Genomic DNA, 22,594 nt, shown 5'->3' with positions numbered 1-22,594 from the left:
TACTCACCTATTCCTAGCTATCTGACTTAACCATTTCCATAATAGCTCAATCACTTCATTCTGTACACATAAAACACTACATCATTAATTGTTACGTTCGTATTAAAGTGATTAAAGTTACTTTTTGAATATCCTCTTAAAGATTATTAATCAAACATACAATGGATCGTATAGGTTAATATTTCAGGTAAGCGTTCAAAGCTAAAAGTCAATTCTAATCGCTCGGTCCATTGGTGTGGGTCCCTGCCAAGTGGACCTATATTAATAATTGGAACACGAACAGAATTGATATCATCCGTGTTTCGCTCAAACAAACCATCTGTCGGTACGTTTTTGTTGAAAATACTCAGATCGCTACCTGAACTAATTGGACCAATATAACTTAGGTCAGACATTCCCGGAAAATATTCAACTTCCTCAATCGAAATCTTAAATTTGTCCTTTGCATATGTTTGAACCTTACTTACTATATCCTTTATTTTACAATCTGCATGGGAAGAAACAGAAGGGTAAAAGGGAAAACTGTAAAATAACACAATCATTGGAGCTAAATCCTTACATAATGATGCCAGATCCTCTAGTTGCAACAATGGAAAGTTAGTATCGCTTTCATCATATAAATCATCTTGTCTTTGCCTCATTGTTTCTTCTCCAAATCGATTTACTGCAATGGTATATAGCTCTTCATAAGTAAATACATGGACATCCATATTTCTATTAGCAAAAGCAGGATTGTATGTAGAAAAACGCTTCGCTTTTTCCTGAAAGTGATCTCTAATCAAATCGCTAGCTTTATTGGCTGCAATACGTAATTTTTGATGTATTTCTTCGATTGACTGCTTTAAATAAAGTACATTGTACATCGAAACAGCGGTTGTAGGTGTTTGTACGGAATAGGATGATTTTAAATCCCTTTGCATCAAACTAACTGGAGGTGGTGTCACCTCATCTCCAACCTTTTCAATAAATGCTTCGTTTAATTCAATTTCCTGTGCCAAATAACTAACCATGAGATTCGCATTTAATCCAGCGAATGGCTCACCAACATGAGTTTCTTTCCCATAACAAAAAAACCCAGGTAATACCTTCCCTATAGAACCAGTATATAAATAATATTGATCATCACCAGGATATTTACTAAACGTAGGTTCACCGTTTATACATCCAATATAATTAAGTTCTCTTTCCGATTGAAGCCTTTCGACTATAGGGAGAGCTGTAAGCATGCCCAATGACTCCACTTCTTCGTCGGGAACGGATACCATTAAAATGTTCCCTTTAAATTCACCTTTAATAGCTTTTTCTATCATGGATAAATGGACAGCAATACCTGCTTTCATATCCATCGTACCTCGACCAAACAACCATTCTCCATTTTGTAAGTCCCTTTGAACGTGTGAAGGTAGTATTTCTATTTGCTTTAGAAGTGTCTCCGTTAATAATTCTGGGTCAAATGCATAATTTTTTAAGCTACCATAATCATCAGTCGATACGACATCAAAATGACTTAATAGAATTACTGTTTCACTGACAGCTTCTTGCTTTACTAATGCCGTCAATAACTTTCTTCCATCATCTAATGCATGAAGGTTTACATTGTCAGGATGTATTTTAAAATATTCTAAATCTGTTAATAACGAATATAAATACTCTGATATCGTTACTTCAGACTCGCTACCTGTAATACTAGGAAAATTCACAAGGGAACATAGCAGCTCTTTTAATTCTTGTTTCGATTGCCATTTCATCAAACGAACACTTCCTTTCAAATTGACTTTTTTGTAGAATTGTACCACAATCAACTAGAATACCGATGTAAAGAGGTGATGTTTTTTGAAAACAATTGTTTTTGCTCATCGTGGTGCTAGTAAACTAGCTCCAGAAAATACGATGCCTGCGTTTGAATTGGCCTTAGAGATGGGAGCAGACGGTATTGAAACGGATGTTCAACTAACAAAAGATCAAATTCCCGTTTTAATTCATGATGAAAACGTTAGGCGTACAACCGATGGTACAGGGTTTGTTCAAGATTACACATTTGAAGAAATCAAAAACTTAGATGCTGGATCTTGGTTTTCAGAAAAATTTTCCGGAACTACCATCCCATCTCTTGAGGAGTTTTTGCGTTGGGTCAAAGGCAAAAATCTGAAAATAAATTTAGAAATTAAAAACAATATCATTGATTATAAGGATATTGAAACCATTATATACGATCATTTAAAAACTCATAATCTCACAGATCGAACCGTCATTTCTAGCTTTAATTCAAAGAGTATTAAGCATTTTAGTCATCTGGAGGAATCAATTACAACAGGTTTTTTAACCTCACAAAAAATGAAAGATTTAATAGACTATGCAAAAGATCAGGGAGCTAATGGATTACATATAAAATATCGATTATTGAGTCGTTCATTAATTGAACATGCCCACAATCATAACCTATATGTTGCAGTTTTTACAGTAAATAGACCTCTTCAAATAAAAAGATGTTTTCATTTAAAGTGTGATGGTATTTTTACAGACGTTCCTAATATAGCAAAGCAAATACAGGAATCGGTTCAACGATTATAACCGTAGGGGGATTGTATTGATGTACAAACTTTTTAGTCCAATTACTTTTAAACAAGTTACATTAAAAAATCGAATTGTTATGTCACCAATGTGTATGTACTCCTGCGAGTCAGAGAATGGCACTGTTCAGCCCTTCCACATCACTCATTATGAATCTAGAGCAGCTGGTCAAGTTGGATTAGTGATGGTTGAGGCAACAGCAGTACAACCTGAAGGTAGAATATCGACAAGAGATCTCGGCATTTGGAGCGATGATCACATTCAAGGTCTTAAACAAATCTCGGATCGTGTGCATGCCCACGGCGCAAAGAGCAGTATTCAACTTGCACATGCTGGAAGAAAAGCAGAACTAGAGACGATACATGCTCCAAGTTCTATCCGGTTTAATGAAAATTACCAAACTCCGAAAGAAATGACTGTGGAAGATATAGAAGAAACAATCATCTCTTTTAAAAGAGGAGCGCAAAGAGCTAAAGAGGCTGGCTTTGACATCATTGAAATACATGGTGCTCATGGATATTTAATAAACCAGTTTTTATCACCTCTTACCAACCATAGAAACGATCAATATGGAGGATCAAAGGAAAATCGCTATCGTTTATTATCTGAAATTATCGATCGTGTAAAAGAAGAATGGGACGGACCAATTTTCGTACGAATTTCAACAAATGAATACAACGCAGAAGGAAATTCATTAGATGACATTACTTATTTTGCAAAACGAATGAAAGAACAAGGAATCGACTTAATTGATTGTAGTTCAGGTGGTGTCGTTCCAGCTACCATATCAGCATACCCAGGCTACCAAGTTCCTGCAGCTGAGAAAATTAAACAAAAGGTAACTATTGCGACCGGTGCAGTTGGACTGATTACATCAGGTATTCAAGCAGAAGAAATAATACAAAATAACCGTGCTGATTTAATTTTCGTTGCACGAGCACTTTTACGTAACCCATACTGGTCTAAAGCAGCGGCAGATGAGCTAGGTTATTCATTAGATGCTCCTAAACAGTATATTCGTGGATGGAAAAACGGTTAGGAGGTATTTATATGAAGTTAATATTTCTAGGAACAGGATCAGGGGTACCATCAAAAGAAAGAAATGTTTCTGCTATTGCTTTAGAGTTACTTCAGGAAAAAGGAAGTGTTTGGTTATTTGATTGTGGAGAAGCAACCCAACACCAAATTTTAAGAACGAATATACGCCCTAGAAAAATAGATAAAATATTCATTACACACTTACATGGAGATCACATATATGGTCTGCCAGGTCTTTTAAGCAGTCGTTCTTTCCAAAGCGGTGAAAGCCCATTAACTATTTTTGGTCCTCCTGGTATTAAAGAATATGTAGAGGCAAGTTTACGTGTAAGTGGAACTAGCTTGACTTACGAATTATTTTATAAAGAAGTGAACGATGGTGTTATTTTTGAAGATGAATCATTTCGAGTATTAGCTACAAAACTAGAACATGGGGTAACTTGCTTTGGCTATCGTGTCATTGAGAAAGATAAACCTGGACAATTACAGCCTGAAAAGCTAGCTGCAGCTGGTATTCAACCTGGTCCAATTTATCAACAAATAAAAGATACCGATTCCGTTACACTGCCAGATGGACGTACGATAAACAGCGTAGATTTTATCGGACCAAATAAACCTGGTCGTGTCATTACTATTCTTGGTGACACAAGATATTTACCAACGCTATCTTCCTTTATAAAGGAATCTGATGTATTAGTTCATGAAGCCACTTTTGGCAGTGAAGAAGAACAACTAGCAGATCAATACTATCATTCAACCACCAAACAAGCTGCAACATTAGCAAAACATAGTGATGTAAAGCAATTGATTTTAACACATATTTCATCCCGTTATCAACAAGACGAACATTTACTTGCTGAAGCTCGTCAGTTATTTATTAACACCGATATTGCATTTGACTTTTATGAAAAAGAAATACCTTCAAAATCATAAGAAGGATGTTCCGAACTTGTCGGACATCCTTTTTCTAAATATAATAAGCTATTCCTTTTCCCGCAGGAAACATTTATCCATTTATCTAAAGTAATCATCTAAAAAGTCCTTTTGAAAGCTTGTTCTTGGCTGGTCATTTTCTTCACTGCTTGATATGTTAGTAAAAGGATTTTTTCCATACTTCTCTGTTAGTTGATCGATTGCCATATACAACTTTTCCTTATTTGCTTCATTTTCATACGTAAACAAATCTAATTGTTGTGCAACATCTTTTTTCTCCATAACATCCTGTAAAGTAGTCCCTAATAAACGAATTGGTTCTCCGTTCCAATTTTGTTCAAATAAGTCAACACTGATAGCAAAAATATCATCTTCAGTCTCTATATATTCTGACAACTTTAAACTTCTCGTGATTGTTTTACGATTATAATAACGTATAGTCAGTTGAACCGTTTGACCAACTGCCTGTTTTCGTTTTACTCGTCTTGCCACATTTCTCGCCAGTTGTCTCAATAGTCTTTTTATTTCACTCTCATTGGTTGTGTCATGAGGTAAAGTTTCCGAACTACCTATACTTTTAAATTCGTAAATGGCATCCGGATCTACCGGGCTAGGATCTATTCCTTTAGCACGATTTTGCAATCGTTCTCCATTAATACCTAATAGTCTTTTTAATGTATACAAATCGGCTCTTACCAAATCTTCAATTGTTTGAATATTGACCTGATTTAATTTAGTTGCCGTTTTAGATCCAACTCCATACATTGATTCAACAGTCAAAGGCCACAACTTTTGTGGTAAATCACGCTTTCTTAATATGGTAATACCTAAAGGTTTTTTCATATCTGAGGCCATTTTGGCTAAAAATTTGTTTGGTGCTATTCCGATGCTGCAAGGCAAATCTAATTCATTCAATATTCTTTGCTGTATTTTTTCAGCAATTTCTGGTGGTGTCCCTTGTTGTTGACATTCTGTGATATCCATGTATCCTTCATCAATAGAAACAGGCTGAATATATGGTGTTACTTCTGATAGAATTTTAAACATTTCTTTTGAGGCTTTCCGATAACGATTAAAGTTTGGACGCATCACAATTAAATCAGGGCATAACCGTCTTGCTTCCCACAAAGGCATCGTAGTTTTTACACCTTTAGCTCTTGCTTCATAACTGCTTGTGACAACAATCCCTCTTCTTTCTTCAGGATTACCAGCAATCGCTAAGGGCTTTCCTTTTAGTTCTGGATTATAGGCCATTTCCACCGATGCATAGAAGCTATTCATATCAACGTGAAATATGACACGACCTTTCTTTGGATACCACTTTGACATCATTATCTCCCTTTTCAGAACATTTGTTCCAATACCATTATACCACAATCTAACAGCTGTCATGAAGAACGAAAAAGGATGAATCCATGGACGGAAATATTAAATTACTTTAACATCTAATTGGCAACCTCTCGAACAATTGCTGTAATCAACTCTGTCATTTTAATTAATTCATTTATCGGCATACGCTCATTCTTCGTATGTATATCCTCGTACCCTACTGCTAAATTTACGGTTGGAATGCCGTGTCCTGAAATTACATTGGCGTCACTACCTCCACCACTTTTACGTAGCTTGCTTGTTCTTCCAATCGATTGGGCAGCACGTTGAGCAACCTGCACCAAATAATCATCTGCTTGTTGTTTGTAACCTGGATACATGACTTTAATTTCAATTTCTACACTTCCACCCATTTGGTCAGCTACTTCTTCAAATGCTTTTTTCATTTTCATTACTTGTTTTTCCATTTTTTCTGGTTCAAGTGATCTTGCCTCAGCCAAGATTTCCACAGAGTCACAAACGACATTTGTTTGTGTACCACCTTCAAATCGACCGATATTAGCTGTAGTTTCTTCATCTATTCTCCCCAATGGCATTTTAGCTATGGACTTTGCAGCAATTGTTATAGCTGATACTCCCTTCTCTGGAGCTACACCTGCATGGGCTGTCTTTCCTTTTACAATTGCATGTAATTTAGCTTGTGTAGGTGCGGCAACAATAATATCACCAACTTGTCCATCACTATCTATCGCATAACCGAACTTCGCTTTAATTAACTCCATATCTAACGCCTTAGCGCCTACAAGTCCTGACTCTTCACCAGCAGTAATAACAAATTGTATATCCCCATGTTCCATATCATTTTCTTTGATTACTCGTACTGCTTCAAACATTGCAGCTAAACCTGCTTTATCATCTGCACCTAGTATTGTGCTCCCATCTGATACAATATAACCGTCTTTGATTGATGGCTTCACATTTTGACCCGGTACAACAGTGTCCATATGGGAAGTAAAATAAATAGGGTCTGCATTTTGTTTATTTCCCTTGAATGTACAAATTAAATTTCCTGAACCATGTCCAGTCTTCTCCTTACTATCATCTTCTACTACTTCTATCCCTAAGTTTTCAAATTTTCCTTTTAATACTTTTGCTATTTCATTTTCAAATTTTGTTTCAGAATCTATTTGCACTAGTTCTAAAAATTCTTTAACTAACCGGTCTTCATTTACCAACTTTTTTACCTCCTTGAGTAACGGTTATTTAGTACGTTAGCGAATGGTTAATCGATTGTCAATTATTATAAAGCCTCTGCGTTATTTACTGTTTATATTCTCATATACAACTCGTTAAATTAGACATTTCTAGGGTTGTCCTTCAAGCATATTCAAGGTAAAATACAATATAACGAGGGAAGTGAAGGAGGAGTATAAAATGGCGGCTAAAAATAATCAACCCTTTGAAAGAAAACCTTCAAAAAGAGAACGACGTATGAAAATAATTATTTATATAATGGTAATCTTAATGATTTTATCTACTTTCACTTACGGATTAGCAATGTTTATTTAAAACATATTAAAAAGCAGACTGCTTAGTACTACAAGCAGTCTGTTTTTTTATAGCGGTACATTGAAGCCGTAAATTCTTCCATCTGTCTTCCCTTATGTCAAATCCAGTTCATCAGGGCTTGTATCGAGGTTAAAAACTGAATTATTGGATCATTTTTTTCTTTATCAACAAGTATTGTTCAATCTCATGTAACAAACGAAATAAATTTGCTCTTGTTTCAAATTCCTTTCTAGTTTTTGGTAGCTCATCATTACTGAACTGTTGCTTCAACTCACGAATTGTTTGCAAATGAATAATTGCAGTATTTCCGGGATTTACCGAATCAGCAAGCTCATCAAAGAAATCCGCCATACGGAATGACTGCTCATAAAGCTCGTCCATTTGACTAACTAATGGCAGCATTCTTCTTACAATTTCAAATTGTTTTTTTCGCATCATAAAATAGTCATAAAAAGAATGTCTATCCCTTAACACATGATTTTCTTGATCTCGTAAAACAACCCGTTCAGCTTTGTTTAACAGTTGATCTGTTTCAATAATTTCTTTTCCCGTCCACGTCTGCCTCCCCTCTTTCAAATATATTGAAATTTCTTTTAATATAATACTGAAATTCCTTTCGACTTTTTTTTGCATCTCTATTAAATTTTTATCCAAGCTAGGCATATATAAATTTAAAAGTAAAGCAATACCAATTCCTATACTAATAAGAATTACTTCGTTAATGACTAAGGATAACGTAATGTTACCTGCACTATATAAGTGCAATAATATAACTGAGCTAGTTACAATCCCAGGTGATAGACGAAGCTTTACTGTACTAGGAATAAATAAAATAAGTAAAATCCCGATGGCTATTGGATGAAAACCTATTGATTCAAATATAATTACTGAAAACAAAATGGCTAATAAACAAGCTCCAAATCGATGCCAAGAGCTTAAAAAGGACCTTTTTCTAGTAGGCTGGATACAAAGTAATGTTATAATTCCTGCTGAAACAAAATTATCTAATTGTATTAATTGTGCAATCCAAATAGCAACAGGTGTTCCGATAGCTGTTTTGATTGTCCGGTATCCTATTTTCACGTTAAGGTAGCTCCTTATCACGTTTGTAGTTCAAGAAAAACTTCCTTAACTAGTGACGAAGTTTTTCTAATGCATCTCAAGTTGAAAAAATCCCCTGCCACTCATAATTAAGACAAGGGATTTTTTGATTGAATGTATATTATATCTCTTCGCAATATTGGTCGAATATGTTTTGTAAACGATTCACAACATCGACAGGTCCAAATCCTTCAATATCATGTCTTTCCACCATCGTTACTATTTTCCCGTCTTTTAATAAAGCAAACGAAGGAGATGAAGGGGGAAATCCTTCAAAATATTCTCTTGCTCTTTCTGTTGCTTCTCGATCTTGCCCAGCAAAAACAGTAACCAAGTGATCTGGCCGCTTATCATAGTGAATGGCACTCGCTGCTGCTGGACGAGCCACACCTCCTGCACATCCACATGTGGAATTTATCATAACTAACGTCGTTCCTTCACGAGCTAATGCTTCATCTACTTCTTCCGGTGTTTTTAATTCTTCATAGCCTGACTCTGTTATATCCTTCCGTGCGGCATTTACTACATCACCCATAAATAAATTAAAGTCCATTTCCTATCCACTCCTATTCATACTATTCCTTACCAATATGTAAATTTATAGTATCAACTATACGTGATTGTTTCAATTTTTTAACCTCAAAACCAAACTCCTTTTTATATTTCCCGGGCAACCGCAAGAAACGTCTTAATTCTACATAATTTCCTATGTCCATTTTATTAGAAAACAGATGGAGCTAGCTCCATCTGTTTTATAGTCCTCCACAGCTTTTTGATGATTGCTGTTTTATTATTTTATCTCGCTCTCCCCCATCAGATAACTCCTCAGAAAATCCATGATCATCCCTTTTATAATCAAAATCTTTTTTTGCTTTCTGCGTATTACTCTTGTTTTTACCCATCGAATTTTTCTTCTCCATTTCCATTTAAATATTCATTCTCACCAGGAGTAAAGCTAACATTTCGAAGGTTAAATTCTTGTTGTCCTGGATATGTTATTTGGTGTTCAAGTTCACGAATATCAACGTCTCCAAGGCTATTAATCATATGATCTTTAATCTTTTTCTTTTGTATCATTCACTTGAACTCCTTTCATTTATTCTTTTGAGCCGGGCTCTTGTTTCGGTCGGTTATGATCACTCCGATTAAACAATTCTCCACCTTCAGGCAGACTTTCTTTTGGCGTCTTATTATTAGTTAGTGCTGCATGTTTCTGTCCTCTTCTTTTACGCATGATGACACTCCTTTTCTTAGTTGTACATATAGTTTGTGAAAAATTTCTACAATCAGTCACGGTAAAAAATTGTAGGCTTCCTCTTATTGAATATTGTGCTTTTGACAATATTTATCGACAATATTTTCAATTTTTTCTAATTCCGAATACTTACCGTCAAAGGAAAATGTGACCTCTTCTAAAAACTCACTTCCTTTATAAACATGGATTGCTCCTTTTTGATACGTAACACTATATTCTGGTTCAAATCGGTATTCATTTCTCTGAATAGCACCCATTCATTATCAACCCTTTCTCTTTTATTATTACCTTTGAGTTGAAAAGATACGTTCAATTAAATTCCAATGAAGTTAGTTTAATTCAGGCAAAGGTAATCCATATTAAAGATAAAGAATTGAATGAAGGAGTGGCTAGATGGAGACATAAAATAATATCACTAGTCGCTAGGAGCTGGAGCTGGCGTCGCTAACCTACACCATTTATCCTAAGCCAGCCATTTTACAATTTCCAATTAAAAAAGCGTGTTATGTTCTGTTTCATACGCGCTTTTTTTCATTAATTTCTCATAAAAATGTAAACTAAATATCCTACATAAACGACGGCAAGTACACATCCCTCAAGTCTTGTAATTCTTGTTTTTGATCTAGAGAAAATGAATAAAACAACTGTTAACAGGACCATTAAATAAATATCAACAAATATTTTACCATTTACTGGTAACGGAGATATTACTGATGAGGTACCTAGCACAAACAAAATATTAAATATATTGCTACCAACTATATTTCCTATTGCAATGTCTGTATGTTTCTTTATGGCAGCAGTAATAGATGTAATGAGTTCCGGCAGCGAAGTACCGACTGCTACAATAGTCAATCCAACTAATGTTTCACTCATTCCTACTTTATAAGCGATAGTCGTACTGCTATTTACAACTAGATCACCACCAAATATAATCGCTAGCAGACCACCAATTGTATAGAGTATATTTTTAAGCCACCCTACACTTTCGAGTTTTACTTCCTCAGCAACTTCTACCTCTCGACTATTCCTAGCTACTTCAAAGATATAAAAGATAAATACTGCAAGAAAAAGGAGAAAAATAAATCCATCGCTCCGAGAAATTAAATTTTCATTTACAAATTGTAAATATACATCACTAATAAGAATTAATAATGCAACACTGGATAATAATGTAAAAGGAATTTCTTTTCTTATCGTATTATTTTCTACTTTTAAAGGATTGATCATAGCGGTAATCCCAACAACTAAAGAAATGTTAAAAATGTTACTGCCGACAACATTTCCTAAAGCAAGGTCTGCTGTACCTTCAACAGCTGCCAATATACTTACAGTTGCTTCGGGAGAACTGGTGCCAAATGCTACAATCGTTAACCCTATTAATAAAGGGGGTACACGTAGCAAACCAGCTATTTTTGAGGAGCCTTCTACAAAATAATCAGCCCCTTTTATTAATAATACAAATCCAATTATAAGCAACAAATATGTCATGTCTTATCCTCCTACTAATTACTAATTCTTTTTATTCTACATATTTATAGCTACCCGACTTTGATTTTTATACACAAATTTGTCACAAAAACAATTGACAAATTTGTGAACAAGTGTAAAAATCTAATTAAAGGGGATGGATAAATTGAGTAGAGAAGTAAAATTTATGTTACATATTAAAAGAATAACAAGTATCGGAATACTAACTGGTCTTTTATTATTTTTATCTAGCTTTTTTGCAAACGGTATCAATCCTAACTTACTACTTTCGGCTGGTATCGGTACATTTGCAGCATCCATTATGATTTTTGGTTGTAGTTTATTTATGAGTCTAATGCAAAGCTTAACCGAAAAAACAAATCGTCAAACAACAAAAGATAGTATACATTCCTACCAACCATAAAAAAAGAGGCTGTCCCAAAAGCAAAGGGTATAGACCCCTCAACTACAACATCTAGTGATATTTTAATTATATACACTAATTGTTGTAGTATAACGAGGAAGTCAAACCCTTATGGGATAGCCTCTTTCCCTTTTTAGTGTGCTGCGTGCCCTGAAGTCAACACCCAAATGGTTCCTAAAACAATTACAACTGCTACGAACACAGCATAAGCAATATTAATAATATTTGTCTTTCCATCTTCTCCTTCAGTCATATGCATAAACATAAACAACTGAAGTCCTGCCTGAATAACTGCTAATGAACCAATAATCCACATAATGACTGTAAATGATAAAGAAGTTTTTAATGCTACACCAGCAGCTACAAAAGTTAATATCAATGAAAATAGAAATCCTATTACATGACTAGTCGGAAATCCTTTTGCACTCTTTTCCATTTATAACACCAACCCTTTCAAATACACGAAAGTGAAGATAAAGATCCAAACCACATCAAGAAAATGCCAATATAGTCCAATAATAAATACTTTACGTGCAGTTACTGATGTTAATCCTCTTTTTATTAATTGAATAATTACGAGGATAGCCCAACCGATTCCAAATGTAACGTGAGCACCATGCGTTCCAAGTAAAACAAATAAACTAGATAAAAAGGCACTTGTTTGCATTGACGCACCTATGTGGACATAATGAATGAACTCATTTATCTCCATATATAAAAATCCTGCTCCTAATAGTAACGTTATAACTAACCACATAATCAATTCATTTTTGTTGCCACGACGCATTTCAAAAATCGCAAGTCCACAAGTAAAACTACTAGTCAAAAGCAAAATAGTTTGTATCATAACTTCTCGAATCATAATAATATCTTGATGTGTTGGCCCACCCGCATAACGACCAGAAAGCACCGCATAAACACCAAACAGTGTAGCGAATAATGCTATCTCTGCGCCAAGGAATATCCAGAAGCCCAGGATATTCATCCGACTTTGCCCTGACTGATATTCTAATGGTAAAGATGTATTCACATTAGCTGACATGTTTATGCGCCTCCCCTTTCTTGTTTCTCCAAGATAATTCTGTCTCTCTAACCTCATCTACAGGTATATGATAGCCATCATTATAATCAAAGGAACGATAAATCAATCCTGCAAAAATGCCTAAAGCAGCAACTGCAGCTGCAATGGACCATTCAAATACTAGGAAAAATCCAGAGATACCAAATAACACACACATAATAAAAGGTTGACCTGAGTTACTCGGCATATGAATCTCTTCAATTTCACTATCTTTTAATGTCAAACCTTCGTTATTTTTCTTCATAAACCAAAACGCATCTAATGATTTTACTTCAGGCAGTTTAGCAAAGTTATAATGTTGTACTGGTGTCGCTGTTGCCCATTCTAATGTTCTTGCATCCCACGGATCACTAGATATGTTGCGATCAGCATAACGTAAACTCCAGTAAATGTTATAGCAGAACACAGCAAAGCCTGCAGCTAAAACAATAGAACCCATTGCAGATAATAGGAATAAAGGTGCAAATCCAGACTCTGCTGAGAATGTGTAGGTACGTCTTGCCGCACCACTTAAGCCAAGAAAAAACATTGGCATAAATGTTACGTTAAAGCCGATAACAAACAACCAGAAATGCCATTTACCAAGTTTTTCATTTAACAAATGACCAAACATTTTTGGCCACCAGTAATAAAGACCAGCAAAAACAGCAAACACTACCCCTGGTATAAGCACGTAGTGAAAGTGTGCTACAAGAAAAAGCGTATTGTGATATTGGTAGTCTGCTGCCCCCATGGCAAGCATGACACCAGTAACCCCACCGATCGTAAAACATGGTACAAATGCTAATGACCATAGCATGGCTGTCGTCATTTTAATTCGACCTTTTCTCATCGTGAATAACCAGTTAAACATTTTGATACCAGTCGGAACAGCAATAAGCATCGTTGTAATCGAGAAGAACGAGTTAACCGCTGGGCCTGAACCCATTGTATAAAAGTGGTGAACCCAAACAAGCATACTTAAAAGTGCGATACCAACAATGGCATATACCATCGATTTATAGCCGAATAACGATTTTCGTGAGAATGTTGCAATCACTTCTGAGAAAATTCCGAATGCAGGAAGTGCAACAATGTATACTTCAGGATGTCCCCATAACCAAAATAGGTTTGCCCAAAGCATATCCATTCCACCACCAGAGACGGTGAAAAAGTGTGTCCCGAACAAGCGATCAAAAGTCATTAGTGCAAGTGCTACTGTAAAAATAGGGAATGCTGCAATAATGATAACGGATGTAATCAAAGTCGTCCAAGTGAACATCGGCATTCTCATCAACGTCATGCCTTTTGTTCTCATTTTTAAAATCGTTACGATAAAGTTAATCCCGGTCATCAATGTACCAATACCAGCAATTTGCAGAGCAATGGCATAGTAGTTATTGGCAATGCTAGGACTGAACTCTTTCCCCGCTAGAGGGAAATAAGATGTCCAGCCTGCATCTGGTGATCCTCCAATGACAAATGAAATATTAAATAACATTGCTCCACTAAAGAATAACCAAAAACTTAACGCATTTAGCTGCGGGAAGGCAACATCCCTTGCTCCAATTTGAAGTGGTACGACAACGTTCATTAGTCCAATCAGAAATGGCATTGCCATGAATAAAATCATAATGACGCCATGTGTAGTAAAAATTTCATTATAATGTTGTGAACTTAAAAATTCCATTTCCGGTCTGGAGGTTTGTGCCTTCATTAGCAGACCATCTACACCACCACGGAAAAACATTAAAACAGCTGAAATGATATACATTATACCGATTCTCTTGTGATCAACGGTGGTAATCCATTCTGTCCAAAGCCAGTTCCATTTTTTTAAGTATGTTAGTCCAAAAACAATACCAATCATTGTTAGAGCAATAGATATTTGGGCGCCAAGAATTAACGGATCACCAGTAATAAAAAACTCATCCCATTTAATGCCCATCGTGTTCACCTCCATGTCCTTCATGTTCATCATCTTCATCGCTATGATGACCATTATGTTCTAAGTTGGTTTCCTTATTTCTATAATTATCCTCTTCTTCAAAGGTTTTTCCTTGATATCCGTGATATCTGTACAACTCTGGATTCGTATATGTTTTCGAGTGCATATTTGCATGGTCAACCCATTCTAAATGCGTATTTGCATATGTTAAACGTCCCAAATGTGTTGGTTTTAATAATTCCTCATACTCTTCCTCAGTTAATTCAGGTGCTGTCTCTTTTACATCAGTAATCCACTGATTAAAATCTTCATGTGTTTGAGCAAGCACTTCAAATTCCATTCCTGCATAACCTCGGCCATTGAAGTTTGAATTTTTTCCAACATAAGATCCAGGATTATCAGCAACTAAATACATTTCTGTTTCCATTTTAGCCATTGCATATTTCTGTCCTCCCAAAGCAGGGATCCAAAATGATTGCATCGTACTAGCTGAAGTCAATTTAAAATGGATTGGGGTATCTTCAGGAATATTTGCATAGTTAACTGTTTCGATTCCTTGTTCTGGGTAGCTAAAAATCCATTTCCAATCAGCTGCTGTTACATGAATCGTGATAGGTTCTTTGTCTTCATAGCCTTCGGGTACTTCTTCTAAATCATATAGCGCTTGAACAGTTGGAATTGTTAAAGCTATAACAATTAAAATTGGAATAGCTGTCCAAATAATTTCTAAAACCGTACTACCATGTTCTTCGGGTGGCTCATAGTCCATATTGTCAGGCCTTTCTCGGTATTTCCAAACGATGTAGCCGAATAAGGAAAAAACAACGACAACGACGAGTAACATCCATGCAAGGGACCAATTTATTAAATCCGTAATCGTTCTTGCAACTGGTCCTTGCGGTTCAAAGACAACCATGTTTGTCTCACAACCAGTAAGGAATATCATTGGGATTAAGGCAATAATCAAAACAACAAAGCGGGTGCTCTTCAACTTTTTCATCTCCTTTAACCAAAAGGTTTGTATAAACCTTCACAAGCGTAGTTAACATGACAACAGTTAAACCATTCTCTAATGTTATTTTCTTCTTTTCAGATGTTGATGGTATCACATACTGCTTGTAAAAGTTGTTACGGAAAAAGTAAGGAAAAATTTGTAAAATAAATTCAAAAAACAAAAATCCGCAGAAATACTGTTATCATGCGGTTTTACGTAGGTAGTTGGATTTTGAACAAATTGTTACATTTTTGCAAGTTTAATTAACAATTGTTTAAAAACAGCCTTTCAAAAAATAAAAAAAGACCTTCCTAAGAAGATCTTCCGTAACAATTTATCTGTATAGAGGATGTCTCCGATTAATTAAACTTAAAGGAGAATTCCTTTGGAGTACTTGATTCAAACCGCAAAACTTTTCCGGTAACAGGATGTTTAAACGCTAAAACCTTTGCATGTAAACAAAGTCTACCAACTGGGTTCATGGTTGAACCATATTTCTTATCGCCAACAACAGGGTGACCAATATCCGCCATATGAACACGAATCTGATTTTTTCTCCCAGTCTCTAACTGAAGCTCCATTAATGAAAAGGATTGATTGAATTTTTTTCTATTATAGTGTGTAACCGCATGCTGACCGCCATTTGGTTTTGGACTAGAGTACATGATGTTTGTACTGCTCTCTTTTAGCCAAGAAGAAACCTTACCAGAAGGACTCGTTACCTTTCCCTCAACTAAAGCCACATAAGTACGTTTCGTTACCATATGCTTCCAATCATTTTGAAGGGTTCGTTTTGTTTTTTCTGTTTTTGCAAACATCATTAATCCTGAAGTGTCTCGGTCAAGACGATGAACGACAAATATTCGACTATTACGATTTTTATTTACTTCCCGAACGTAAGCTGTTAATTGACGATACGCTGTCAATTGTTTCTCCTTGTCATCAGCAATTGATAAAAGTCCAGATTCCTTGTCAATAACTAGAATCTCTTTATCTTCATAGACAATGGTAAGCCCGTTAAATGTCCGCTGTTTTGCTACTTTATTTTTTAAAACTGTAACGGTATGACCTGGTTGAAGCGGATAATTATAAGCAGTTACAGTCTGTCCATTTACAGAGACTTGTCCGCGAGCTAGAACAGACTTTGTAGCATTACGTCCTTTATTTAATTTATCTAATAAAAATGGAAGTAACTCAGTTGGATTCTTAACGGTATATGCATATTTATTATTAGTTATCATTGTTTAGTCTTCATCCTTTATATCAATGTCCTCAGGAATTGGTTCGTTTAAAATCTCCTGTATCCGCTCTTTATATTTTTCCAATTGATCTAGATGGGTCGTAAATTGGTCCTTATTAATGAGAAACTGTTCACCATCATCAACAGCACGTATTCGATTATCATTGATTAATTTTTGTACCGTTTGTTCATTCAACCCTAAATATTTAGAAGTCTCCTTAATTGTTAGATACATATTTATTCCTTTCCATTAAACAATTATTTATAAATCATAAACGATGCAAAATTGCTTGTCCAATTAACCTGAGATTTTACATATAAAAAAATCCTACAAAAAAGTAGGATTTAAAACTAATCGTTATCCTCTAATAAAATTTCTTTACAATTCCGATTACTCTTCGGGCAGTTTTTACAGAAACCCCCGTTCGAATTTGTCTCGTAATAAAAACAACAAGTTCTACGCATTCTTAATTGATCGCCAGTATCAGATAAAACGTGTTTTGATTGATAAAAACGTAATAAAGGGTGGTAGGATTGGTCGAATACATCAACCGGAACATGATGAATAATATAATCAAAATCACCTGAAATGACATTATCGTTAACAGTTGATTCTAATTGCAACCTTTTTTCGTACAACCAAAAGATATAAACAGCGACATTTTCCCACAAGATTGGATTTGGTACGTTAGAAACGCTTGAAACGTTTGCAATAATCTGTGCAATTAGTCTGAACAAATCATTAACCACTTGGTCTCGCCATTTTCTTCGTTCACTCATCGTGCAGGTTTCTATATAGTTTGGATCCACTAATAAATGTGGCATCCAAATTTCGTTTTGGCGCCTTGGAATTAAGTAGGAATTGGTTTCTTTTATGTTTATGTTTTTATTATGAACAGTCATCGTATATAAAGTAGGGACAACTAATACATAGCCAATTCTCTTCATAAATTGAGAGGCTGATACAAAAATTTTATCCGTATTAAACTCTTGCGTTAATTGACATAAATACTCCTTTAGAAAAGATTCATCTTTCAATTTTGCTAAAGGAAATTTTGTTTCCTCGTCTTTAGACTCTGTTAAAATCCGAAAGTGCTCCACTAAATAATCAATCTCTCTAGATATTAACTGTTTTGACATGATTATTAACACCTTTCACATGGCGGCCTTTACTAAACGGGACACATAATGGTGTTCCGCAAATTGGATCACAAGTTACCTGACATCTCAACCCGAAAACCGCATTAACTAAATCAGGAGTAATAATCGTGTCGGGATCACCTTGTTTATATATCTTTTTATCATGAATAGCGACAATATGGTCGGCATACCTGCAAGCTAAATTAAGATCATGTAACACCATTACAATCGTGCGGTTGTCCTTTTCATTAAGGTCGTATAACAAATCCAAAATATCAATTTGATGAGTCATATCAAGATAAGTTGTTGGCTCATCAAGTAGAATAATATCCGTATCCTGAGCTAATGTCATTGCAATCCATGCTCGTTGCCTTTGACCACCTGACAACGAATCTACTTTACGATCTGCATATTCTAACATACCCGTAGCTTCTAAAGCTGAATGAATGGCCGACTCATCTTGTTCAGACCATTGCTTGAACCAATTTTGATATGGATATCTACCTTGTTTCACCAATTGTAATACCGTTAATCCTTCCGGAGAAACCGGTGCCTGTGGTAAAATTGCAAGCTTTCTAGCAACTTTTTTCGTAGACATACTTGAGATATCATTTCCGTCTAGCACAATTGATCCTTCTTGTGGCTTTAAAAGCCGCGCTAGTGAACGAAGTAATGTTGATTTACCACATCCATTACTACCAATGAATACGGTAATTTCACCTTTTGGAATAGACAAATCCAATTGACTAATGATGTTCTCCTCACCATATCCTAACGTTAAAGATTTTGTTGATAATGCATCCATCCATTATCTCTCCTTCCTTTAGCTTGCAAACACAACTATTTATTGCTACTTCGATATAATAAATACCTAGCTCCTATTGCTGATGTTAACACTCGTAGGAACTTCTAGTGGAGCAAAAGTGGTACGGATAATTAAAATACGGTAATTCTTGTATCCTTAATAATAATATGTCATATAATCTGTGCATTAAAATTTTATAAAGTTCTATTCTAGTTTATTTTAAATGAGAATCATTGTCAATGAATTTGAGAATCATTTTCAGGGACTTTCTTTTCTACTTCTCTATGAAAACGAGGTGAGGCTGGCATAATATGTCAGCCTCACCTTTCTTTTATACTTGATTTCTTCATAATCGTAAGTTGTCTCTTGGACACCGTCGAACACCACTCCGCTTCTAGTTGTATCAAACAATATGGATTTAAAACATGCTTAAATTGTATTCTTTTGATAACATCTCTAATAACTTTATCCCAGCAATACTATTCCCCTTTTCATCTAAAGAAGGCCCGAAAATTCCAATACCAAACTTTCCTGGAACTGCACCCATAATTCCTCCAGATACTCCACTTTTTGCTGGTATCCCAATTTTAATCGCAAATTCCCCTGAAGCATTGTACATACCACAGGTAACCATAAATGTCTTGCAAATACGAGCGATGTCATGAGGGATTACTCGTTTTCCCAATTTTAGATCGATTCCATCCATTGCAAACACCTGTCCAATTCTAGCCAAGTTCAGACAATTCATTTGAATCGCACACTGTTTTGTATATAAATCCATCAGCTGTTCAACATTCTCATCAATGACTTGGTGTTGTTTTAAAAAATAACATAAAGAACGATTTAAATATGCTGTTTCAAATTCCGAACGTGCTACTTCTTCACAATAGCTAATTGTTGAATCTCCTGCTAACTTTTGAACAAACGATAATAACCGCTGAAGTCTTTGTTCAACTGAGTTACCTTTTATCATATGTGTAACAACAAGTGCACCTGCGTTAATCATCGGATTCAATGGCCTATTAGGTGATACAGACTCCAATTTTGCAATCGAATTGAACGGATCTCCTGTTGGTTCCATTCCTACACTGTCAAAAACGTAATCCGGGCCTCTATCCAATAATACAAGTGCTAAACTAATAACTTTTGAAATACTTTGAAGTGTAATCTTTTTTTCGATATTTCCTGCGGATATGCACATTCCATCAGGATAATGTATAGCTATTGATAAATCACTGGGGTTTGCTTTTCCAAGCGCCGGTATATAATCTGCAACTTTACCGTGCTTTGTATATGGACTTACTTTTCTTATTAATACATCTAATTCTTGATTTGATTGACATGGCATTTTCATCACCGTTTTTAGTATGGACTACCGATGTCGATAATATGAAACGATGATGAAAAAGGGTTCTAGAAAGCAACTACTTTCTTAGAACCCTTATCCAAACCTTTTAATATATTGGCGTAGTATCTATTGATATATTTTCTAATATTTCCTTTATATGTGACATGAACTGTCCACAAATCACTCCATCCAATACTCGATGGTCAAGTGATAAACATAAGTTAACCATGTCTCTAGCGGCAAACATATCGTCGATAATAACTGGGCGTTTCACAATAGATTCTACTTGTAAAATGGCAGCCTGCGGATAATTAATGACACCCATCGACTGTACCGACCCAAACGAACCAGTATTATTTACGGTAAATGTTCCACCTTCCATATCTTTAGATGTTAATGCACCATTTCTAGCTTTCATTGCCAGATTATGAATATCTTTTGAAATTCCCTTTATACTTTTCTCATCTACATTTTTAATAACAGGAACAAATAATTCTTTTCCTCTTGCAACTGCAATGGATAAATTAATTTCTTTACGTTGAATAATTTTATCGCCAGCCCAAGAACTATTCAATTCAGGGAATTGCTTTAAAGCTTTTGCTGCAGCGTTTAAGAAAAAGGCAAAATAAGATAAATTGTAGCCTTCATTCTCTTTAAACTCATCCTTGTGTGCATTGCGATATTTTACTAAATTCGTTACATCAACTTCAATCATCATCCATGCATGAGGGATTTCTGTTTTTGAGCGAACCATATTTTGAGCAATTGACTTTCTAATCCCAGTTACAGGAATCTCCTTGTCTCCTGTGTTCGTTGCAATTGGCTGCTCAATTGGTACATTTGAAGTAATCTGGTTGGTAAGCGTCTTTGGTTGTTCCATCGGCTTTTCCTTCGGTTTGTGACCATTCGCAATTATTTTTTCAATATCCTTGCGAGTAATTCTACCACCTCTACCCGATCCTTCCACTTGCTTTAAATTAATATCATTCTCCTGAGCAAGTTTTAAAACTGCAGGAGAATATCTTGTTTTCATAGATTTATCGTTTGGTACTTCCTCTGCATTATTTGCTACTTGTTTTTCTAATTCATTTTCTAATAATGTCGATTGACTACCTTCGACTTCGATATAACACATTAAATCACCAACAGCAATGGTTTCACCTTCATTCGCAACAATTTCTTTTATTGTACCAGAAAATGAACAAGGTACTTCTGCATTTACTTTATCAGTAAGTACTTCTGCTATTGGATCGTATTTATTTACGAAATCACCTTCATTAATTAACCAATTACTTATCGTTCCTTCGGTTACACTTTCTCCTAATTGGGGCATTGTAATCTTTTCAACAGCCAAGGCATGTCCCCTCCTTGTAATTAAAATTCGGCAAGATCACGCATGGCGTGCTCTACTTTTTCTGGATTCATCATAAATTCCTTTTCTAACGGCGGTGCATAAGACATTGCTGGCACATCTGGACCCGCCAATCGCTTAATTGGAGCATCTAATTCAAATAAACAATTTTCACTAATTATTGCAGCTACTTCACCAATAATGCTGCCTTCTTTGTTATCTTCCGTGATTAACAATACCTTTCCTGTTTTAGATGCAGCCTCGATGATAGCCTGTTCATCTAATGGATAAACAGTTCTCAAGTCTAAGATATGTGTACTAACTCCTTCAGCTTCTAATTTTTCAGCGGCTTGTAGCGCAAAGTGAACGCATAAACCATATGTAATTACCGTGATATCCGTACCTTCTTTCTTTATATCAGCCTTACCTAAAGGCAATGTATATTCTTCTTCTGGTACTTCCCCTTTAATAAGACGATACGCACGCTTGTGTTCAAGAAATAGAACAGGGTCGTCATCACGAATAGAAGATTTTAGCAATCCTTTCACATCATATGGAGTAGATGGCATTACTATTTTTAATCCAGGTTGATTTGCAAAAATTGCTTCGATTGATTGTGAATGATAAAGTGCTCCATGAACTCCCCCGCCATATGGTGCCCGGATCGTAATTGGACAAAACCAATCATTGTTTGAGCGATACCTTATTTTAGCTGCTTCTGAAATGATTTGATTGACCGCAGGCATAATAAAATCAGCAAACTGCATTTCTGCTACAGGTCGCATTCCGTACATAGCAGCACCAATCCCAACTCCAGCAATAGCAGATTCCGCTAGCGGTGTATCTAACACTCTCTCTTCTCCAAATTGTTCATACAGACCGTCTGTTGCTCGAAAAACTCCACCTTTTACACCTACATCTTCTCCAAGCACGAATACTTTCTCATCCCTCTGCATTTCTTCTTTCAAAGCCTGTGTGACGGCTTGTATATAATTGATAACTGGCATTTAATTCCCCT

At 35.6% G+C, this 22,594-nt stretch carries 26 protein-coding genes; 5 read left to right on the top strand and 21 right to left on the bottom strand.

Going from position 1 to position 22,594, the window contains the following annotated elements; all coding sequences use genetic code 11:
- Positions 1–146: 146 nt before the first annotated feature.
- Positions 147–1,748 carry a M20/M25/M40 family metallo-hydrolase gene (locus JOC48_RS01140; RefSeq protein WP_204497201.1) on the bottom strand — a complete coding sequence of 534 codons (1,602 nt, stop codon included), beginning with the start codon at positions 1,746–1,748 and terminating at the stop codon, positions 147–149.
- An 85-nt stretch (positions 1,749–1,833) separates the two neighbouring features.
- Here JOC48_RS01140 and JOC48_RS01135 point away from each other — a divergent pair, with 85 nt between their 5' ends.
- Genes JOC48_RS01135 through rnz form a run of 3 tightly spaced genes read left to right on the top strand, consistent with a single transcriptional unit; the run spans position 1,834 to position 4,542 of the window.
- Positions 1,834–2,571, top strand: coding sequence for a glycerophosphodiester phosphodiesterase (locus JOC48_RS01135; RefSeq protein ID WP_204497200.1), 738 nt, complete (start codon positions 1,834–1,836; stop codon positions 2,569–2,571).
- A gap of 19 nt (positions 2,572–2,590) precedes the next feature.
- On the top strand, positions 2,591–3,610 hold the full coding sequence (namA, locus tag JOC48_RS01130) for an NADPH dehydrogenase NamA (protein WP_420829201.1): 1,020 nt from the start codon (positions 2,591–2,593) through the stop codon (positions 3,608–3,610).
- 11 nt (positions 3,611–3,621) lie between these two features.
- On the top strand, positions 3,622–4,542 hold the full coding sequence (gene rnz / locus JOC48_RS01125; RefSeq protein WP_204497198.1) for a ribonuclease Z: 921 nt from the start codon (positions 3,622–3,624) through the stop codon (positions 4,540–4,542).
- 81 nt (positions 4,543–4,623) lie between these two features.
- Here rnz and JOC48_RS01120 read toward each other — a convergent pair whose 3' ends face one another.
- Positions 4,624–5,871, bottom strand: coding sequence for a DNA polymerase IV (locus tag JOC48_RS01120; protein WP_204497197.1), 1,248 nt, complete (start codon positions 5,869–5,871; stop codon positions 4,624–4,626).
- 116 nt (positions 5,872–5,987) lie between these two features.
- Positions 5,988–7,106 (bottom strand): M20/M25/M40 family metallo-hydrolase, encoded by a 1,119-nt coding sequence (locus JOC48_RS01115; protein WP_204497196.1) that lies wholly within the window; start codon positions 7,104–7,106, stop codon positions 5,988–5,990.
- A 199-nt stretch (positions 7,107–7,305) separates the two neighbouring features.
- Here JOC48_RS01115 and prli42 point away from each other — a divergent pair, with 199 nt between their 5' ends.
- Positions 7,306–7,440 carry a stressosome-associated protein Prli42 gene (gene prli42 / locus JOC48_RS01110; protein ID WP_204497195.1) on the top strand — a complete coding sequence of 45 codons (135 nt, stop codon included), beginning with the start codon at positions 7,306–7,308 and terminating at the stop codon, positions 7,438–7,440.
- Between the two features lie 141 nt (positions 7,441–7,581).
- Here prli42 and JOC48_RS01105 read toward each other — a convergent pair whose 3' ends face one another.
- The 7 genes from JOC48_RS01105 to JOC48_RS01075 form a co-directional block, all read right to left on the bottom strand.
- Positions 7,582–8,523 (bottom strand): aromatic acid exporter family protein, encoded by a 942-nt coding sequence (locus tag JOC48_RS01105; protein WP_204497194.1) that lies wholly within the window; start codon positions 8,521–8,523, stop codon positions 7,582–7,584.
- Between the two features lie 139 nt (positions 8,524–8,662).
- Entirely contained in the window at positions 8,663–9,094 is a 432-nt protein-coding gene (locus JOC48_RS01100) for a BrxA/BrxB family bacilliredoxin (protein ID WP_204497193.1), read from the bottom strand.
- Between the two features lie 199 nt (positions 9,095–9,293).
- Complete coding sequence (locus tag JOC48_RS01095) at positions 9,294–9,443, bottom strand: hypothetical protein (RefSeq protein ID WP_204497192.1); 150 nt, start codon at positions 9,441–9,443, stop codon at positions 9,294–9,296.
- A complete protein-coding gene (locus tag JOC48_RS01090; protein ID WP_204497191.1) occupies positions 9,436–9,618 on the bottom strand; it encodes a hypothetical protein in 183 nt (60 codons plus the stop codon). Before JOC48_RS01090 ends, JOC48_RS01095 begins: the two co-directional genes overlap by 8 nt.
- A 19-nt stretch (positions 9,619–9,637) precedes the next feature.
- Entirely contained in the window at positions 9,638–9,775 is a 138-nt protein-coding gene (locus tag JOC48_RS01085) for a hypothetical protein (RefSeq protein WP_204497190.1), read from the bottom strand.
- Between the two features lie 83 nt (positions 9,776–9,858).
- The gene (locus JOC48_RS01080) at positions 9,859–10,053 is read right to left on the bottom strand and encodes a YbxH family protein (RefSeq protein WP_204497189.1); all 195 of its coding nucleotides are present in this window, start codon (positions 10,051–10,053) and stop codon (positions 9,859–9,861) included.
- 277 nt (positions 10,054–10,330) lie between these two features.
- The gene (locus tag JOC48_RS01075) at positions 10,331–11,287 is read right to left on the bottom strand and encodes a calcium/sodium antiporter (RefSeq protein ID WP_204497188.1); all 957 of its coding nucleotides are present in this window, start codon (positions 11,285–11,287) and stop codon (positions 10,331–10,333) included.
- A gap of 145 nt (positions 11,288–11,432) precedes the next feature.
- On the opposite strand from JOC48_RS01075, the gene JOC48_RS01070 reads away from it, so the two are divergent.
- Positions 11,433–11,690: a hypothetical protein gene (locus JOC48_RS01070; protein ID WP_204497187.1), complete on the top strand. Its 258-nt coding sequence runs from the start codon at positions 11,433–11,435 to the stop codon at positions 11,688–11,690.
- A gap of 133 nt (positions 11,691–11,823) precedes the next feature.
- Here the strand turns inward: JOC48_RS01070 and qoxD are convergent, their stop codons facing one another.
- The 11 genes from qoxD to JOC48_RS01015 form a co-directional block, all read right to left on the bottom strand.
- A complete protein-coding gene (qoxD, locus tag JOC48_RS01065) occupies positions 11,824–12,126 on the bottom strand; it encodes a cytochrome aa3 quinol oxidase subunit IV (protein WP_204497186.1) in 303 nt (100 codons plus the stop codon).
- Positions 12,127–12,732, bottom strand: a complete 606-nt coding sequence (qoxC, locus tag JOC48_RS01060) for a cytochrome aa3 quinol oxidase subunit III (protein WP_204497185.1) — start codon at positions 12,730–12,732, stop codon at positions 12,127–12,129.
- Positions 12,722–14,698, bottom strand: a complete 1,977-nt coding sequence (qoxB, locus tag JOC48_RS01055) for a cytochrome aa3 quinol oxidase subunit I (protein WP_204497184.1) — start codon at positions 14,696–14,698, stop codon at positions 12,722–12,724. The genes qoxC and qoxB overlap by 11 nt, the downstream gene beginning before the upstream one ends.
- Positions 14,688–15,698, bottom strand: coding sequence for a cytochrome aa3 quinol oxidase subunit II (qoxA, locus tag JOC48_RS01050; protein WP_204497183.1), 1,011 nt, complete (start codon positions 15,696–15,698; stop codon positions 14,688–14,690). Before qoxA ends, qoxB begins: the two co-directional genes overlap by 11 nt.
- A 353-nt stretch (positions 15,699–16,051) precedes the next feature.
- Complete coding sequence (locus JOC48_RS01045) at positions 16,052–16,933, bottom strand: RluA family pseudouridine synthase (RefSeq protein ID WP_204497182.1); 882 nt, start codon at positions 16,931–16,933, stop codon at positions 16,052–16,054.
- A gap of 3 nt (positions 16,934–16,936) precedes the next feature.
- The gene (locus JOC48_RS01040; protein WP_204497181.1) at positions 16,937–17,167 is read right to left on the bottom strand and encodes an excisionase family DNA-binding protein; all 231 of its coding nucleotides are present in this window, start codon (positions 17,165–17,167) and stop codon (positions 16,937–16,939) included.
- A 116-nt stretch (positions 17,168–17,283) separates the two neighbouring features.
- Entirely contained in the window at positions 17,284–18,072 is a 789-nt protein-coding gene (locus JOC48_RS01035; RefSeq protein WP_204497395.1) for a (2Fe-2S)-binding protein, read from the bottom strand.
- Positions 18,050–18,877 (bottom strand): ABC transporter ATP-binding protein, encoded by an 828-nt coding sequence (locus JOC48_RS01030; protein WP_204497180.1) that lies wholly within the window; start codon positions 18,875–18,877, stop codon positions 18,050–18,052. Before JOC48_RS01030 ends, JOC48_RS01035 begins: the two co-directional genes overlap by 23 nt.
- Positions 18,878–19,295: 418 nt before the next feature.
- A complete protein-coding gene (glsA, locus tag JOC48_RS01025) occupies positions 19,296–20,225 on the bottom strand; it encodes a glutaminase A (protein WP_204497394.1) in 930 nt (309 codons plus the stop codon).
- 106 nt (positions 20,226–20,331) lie between these two features.
- Entirely contained in the window at positions 20,332–21,579 is a 1,248-nt protein-coding gene (locus tag JOC48_RS01020; RefSeq protein ID WP_204497179.1) for a dihydrolipoamide acetyltransferase family protein, read from the bottom strand.
- A 20-nt stretch (positions 21,580–21,599) separates the two neighbouring features.
- On the bottom strand, positions 21,600–22,583 hold the full coding sequence (locus tag JOC48_RS01015) for an alpha-ketoacid dehydrogenase subunit beta (protein ID WP_204497178.1): 984 nt from the start codon (positions 22,581–22,583) through the stop codon (positions 21,600–21,602).
- Between the last annotated feature and the right edge of the window lie 11 nt (positions 22,584–22,594).

This window comes from Aquibacillus albus (genome assembly GCF_016908325.1).
Taxonomy (GTDB): Bacteria; Bacillota; Bacilli; order Bacillales; family Amphibacillaceae; genus Aquibacillus_A; species Aquibacillus_A albus.
Note: the sequence above shows the minus strand (reverse complement) of the source record. Positions and strands in the feature narration are given on the sequence as shown.

What these genes read in the sequence shown, in the direction of transcription:
- qoxB (WP_204497184.1), bottom strand. Translation starts at nt 14,698, where the DNA reads ATGGGCATTAAATGGGATGAGTTTTTTATTACTGGTGATCCGTTAATT.
- JOC48_RS01095 (WP_204497192.1), bottom strand. Translation starts at nt 9,443, where the DNA reads ATGGGTAAAAACAAGAGTAATACGCAGAAAGCAAAAAAAGATTTTGAT.
- JOC48_RS01015 (WP_204497178.1), bottom strand. Translation starts at nt 22,583, where the DNA reads ATGCCAGTTATCAATTATATACAAGCCGTCACACAGGCTTTGAAAGAA.
- qoxC (WP_204497185.1), bottom strand. Translation starts at nt 12,732, where the DNA reads ATGTCAGCTAATGTGAATACATCTTTACCATTAGAATATCAGTCAGGG.
- JOC48_RS01080 (WP_204497189.1), bottom strand. Translation starts at nt 10,053, where the DNA reads ATGGGTGCTATTCAGAGAAATGAATACCGATTTGAACCAGAATATAGT.
- prli42 (WP_204497195.1), top strand. Translation starts at nt 7,306, where the DNA reads ATGGCGGCTAAAAATAATCAACCCTTTGAAAGAAAACCTTCAAAAAGA.
- qoxD (WP_204497186.1), bottom strand. Translation starts at nt 12,126, where the DNA reads ATGGAAAAGAGTGCAAAAGGATTTCCGACTAGTCATGTAATAGGATTT.
- JOC48_RS01045 (WP_204497182.1), bottom strand. Translation starts at nt 16,933, where the DNA reads ATGATAACTAATAATAAATATGCATATACCGTTAAGAATCCAACTGAG.
- JOC48_RS01090 (WP_204497191.1), bottom strand. Translation starts at nt 9,618, where the DNA reads ATGATACAAAAGAAAAAGATTAAAGATCATATGATTAATAGCCTTGGA.
- JOC48_RS01035 (WP_204497395.1), bottom strand. Translation starts at nt 18,072, where the DNA reads ATGTCAAAACAGTTAATATCTAGAGAGATTGATTATTTAGTGGAGCAC.
- rnz (WP_204497198.1), top strand. Translation starts at nt 3,622, where the DNA reads ATGAAGTTAATATTTCTAGGAACAGGATCAGGGGTACCATCAAAAGAA.
- JOC48_RS01120 (WP_204497197.1), bottom strand. Translation starts at nt 5,871, where the DNA reads ATGTCAAAGTGGTATCCAAAGAAAGGTCGTGTCATATTTCACGTTGAT.
- JOC48_RS01140 (WP_204497201.1), bottom strand. Translation starts at nt 1,748, where the DNA reads ATGAAATGGCAATCGAAACAAGAATTAAAAGAGCTGCTATGTTCCCTT.
- JOC48_RS01100 (WP_204497193.1), bottom strand. Translation starts at nt 9,094, where the DNA reads ATGGACTTTAATTTATTTATGGGTGATGTAGTAAATGCCGCACGGAAG.
- qoxA (WP_204497183.1), bottom strand. Translation starts at nt 15,698, where the DNA reads ATGAAAAAGTTGAAGAGCACCCGCTTTGTTGTTTTGATTATTGCCTTA.
- namA (WP_420829201.1), top strand. Translation starts at nt 2,591, where the DNA reads ATGTACAAACTTTTTAGTCCAATTACTTTTAAACAAGTTACATTAAAA.
- JOC48_RS01030 (WP_204497180.1), bottom strand. Translation starts at nt 18,877, where the DNA reads ATGGATGCATTATCAACAAAATCTTTAACGTTAGGATATGGTGAGGAG.
- JOC48_RS01085 (WP_204497190.1), bottom strand. Translation starts at nt 9,775, where the DNA reads ATGCGTAAAAGAAGAGGACAGAAACATGCAGCACTAACTAATAATAAG.
- JOC48_RS01075 (WP_204497188.1), bottom strand. Translation starts at nt 11,287, where the DNA reads ATGACATATTTGTTGCTTATAATTGGATTTGTATTATTAATAAAAGGG.
- glsA (WP_204497394.1), bottom strand. Translation starts at nt 20,225, where the DNA reads ATGCCATGTCAATCAAATCAAGAATTAGATGTATTAATAAGAAAAGTA.
- JOC48_RS01040 (WP_204497181.1), bottom strand. Translation starts at nt 17,167, where the DNA reads ATGTATCTAACAATTAAGGAGACTTCTAAATATTTAGGGTTGAATGAA.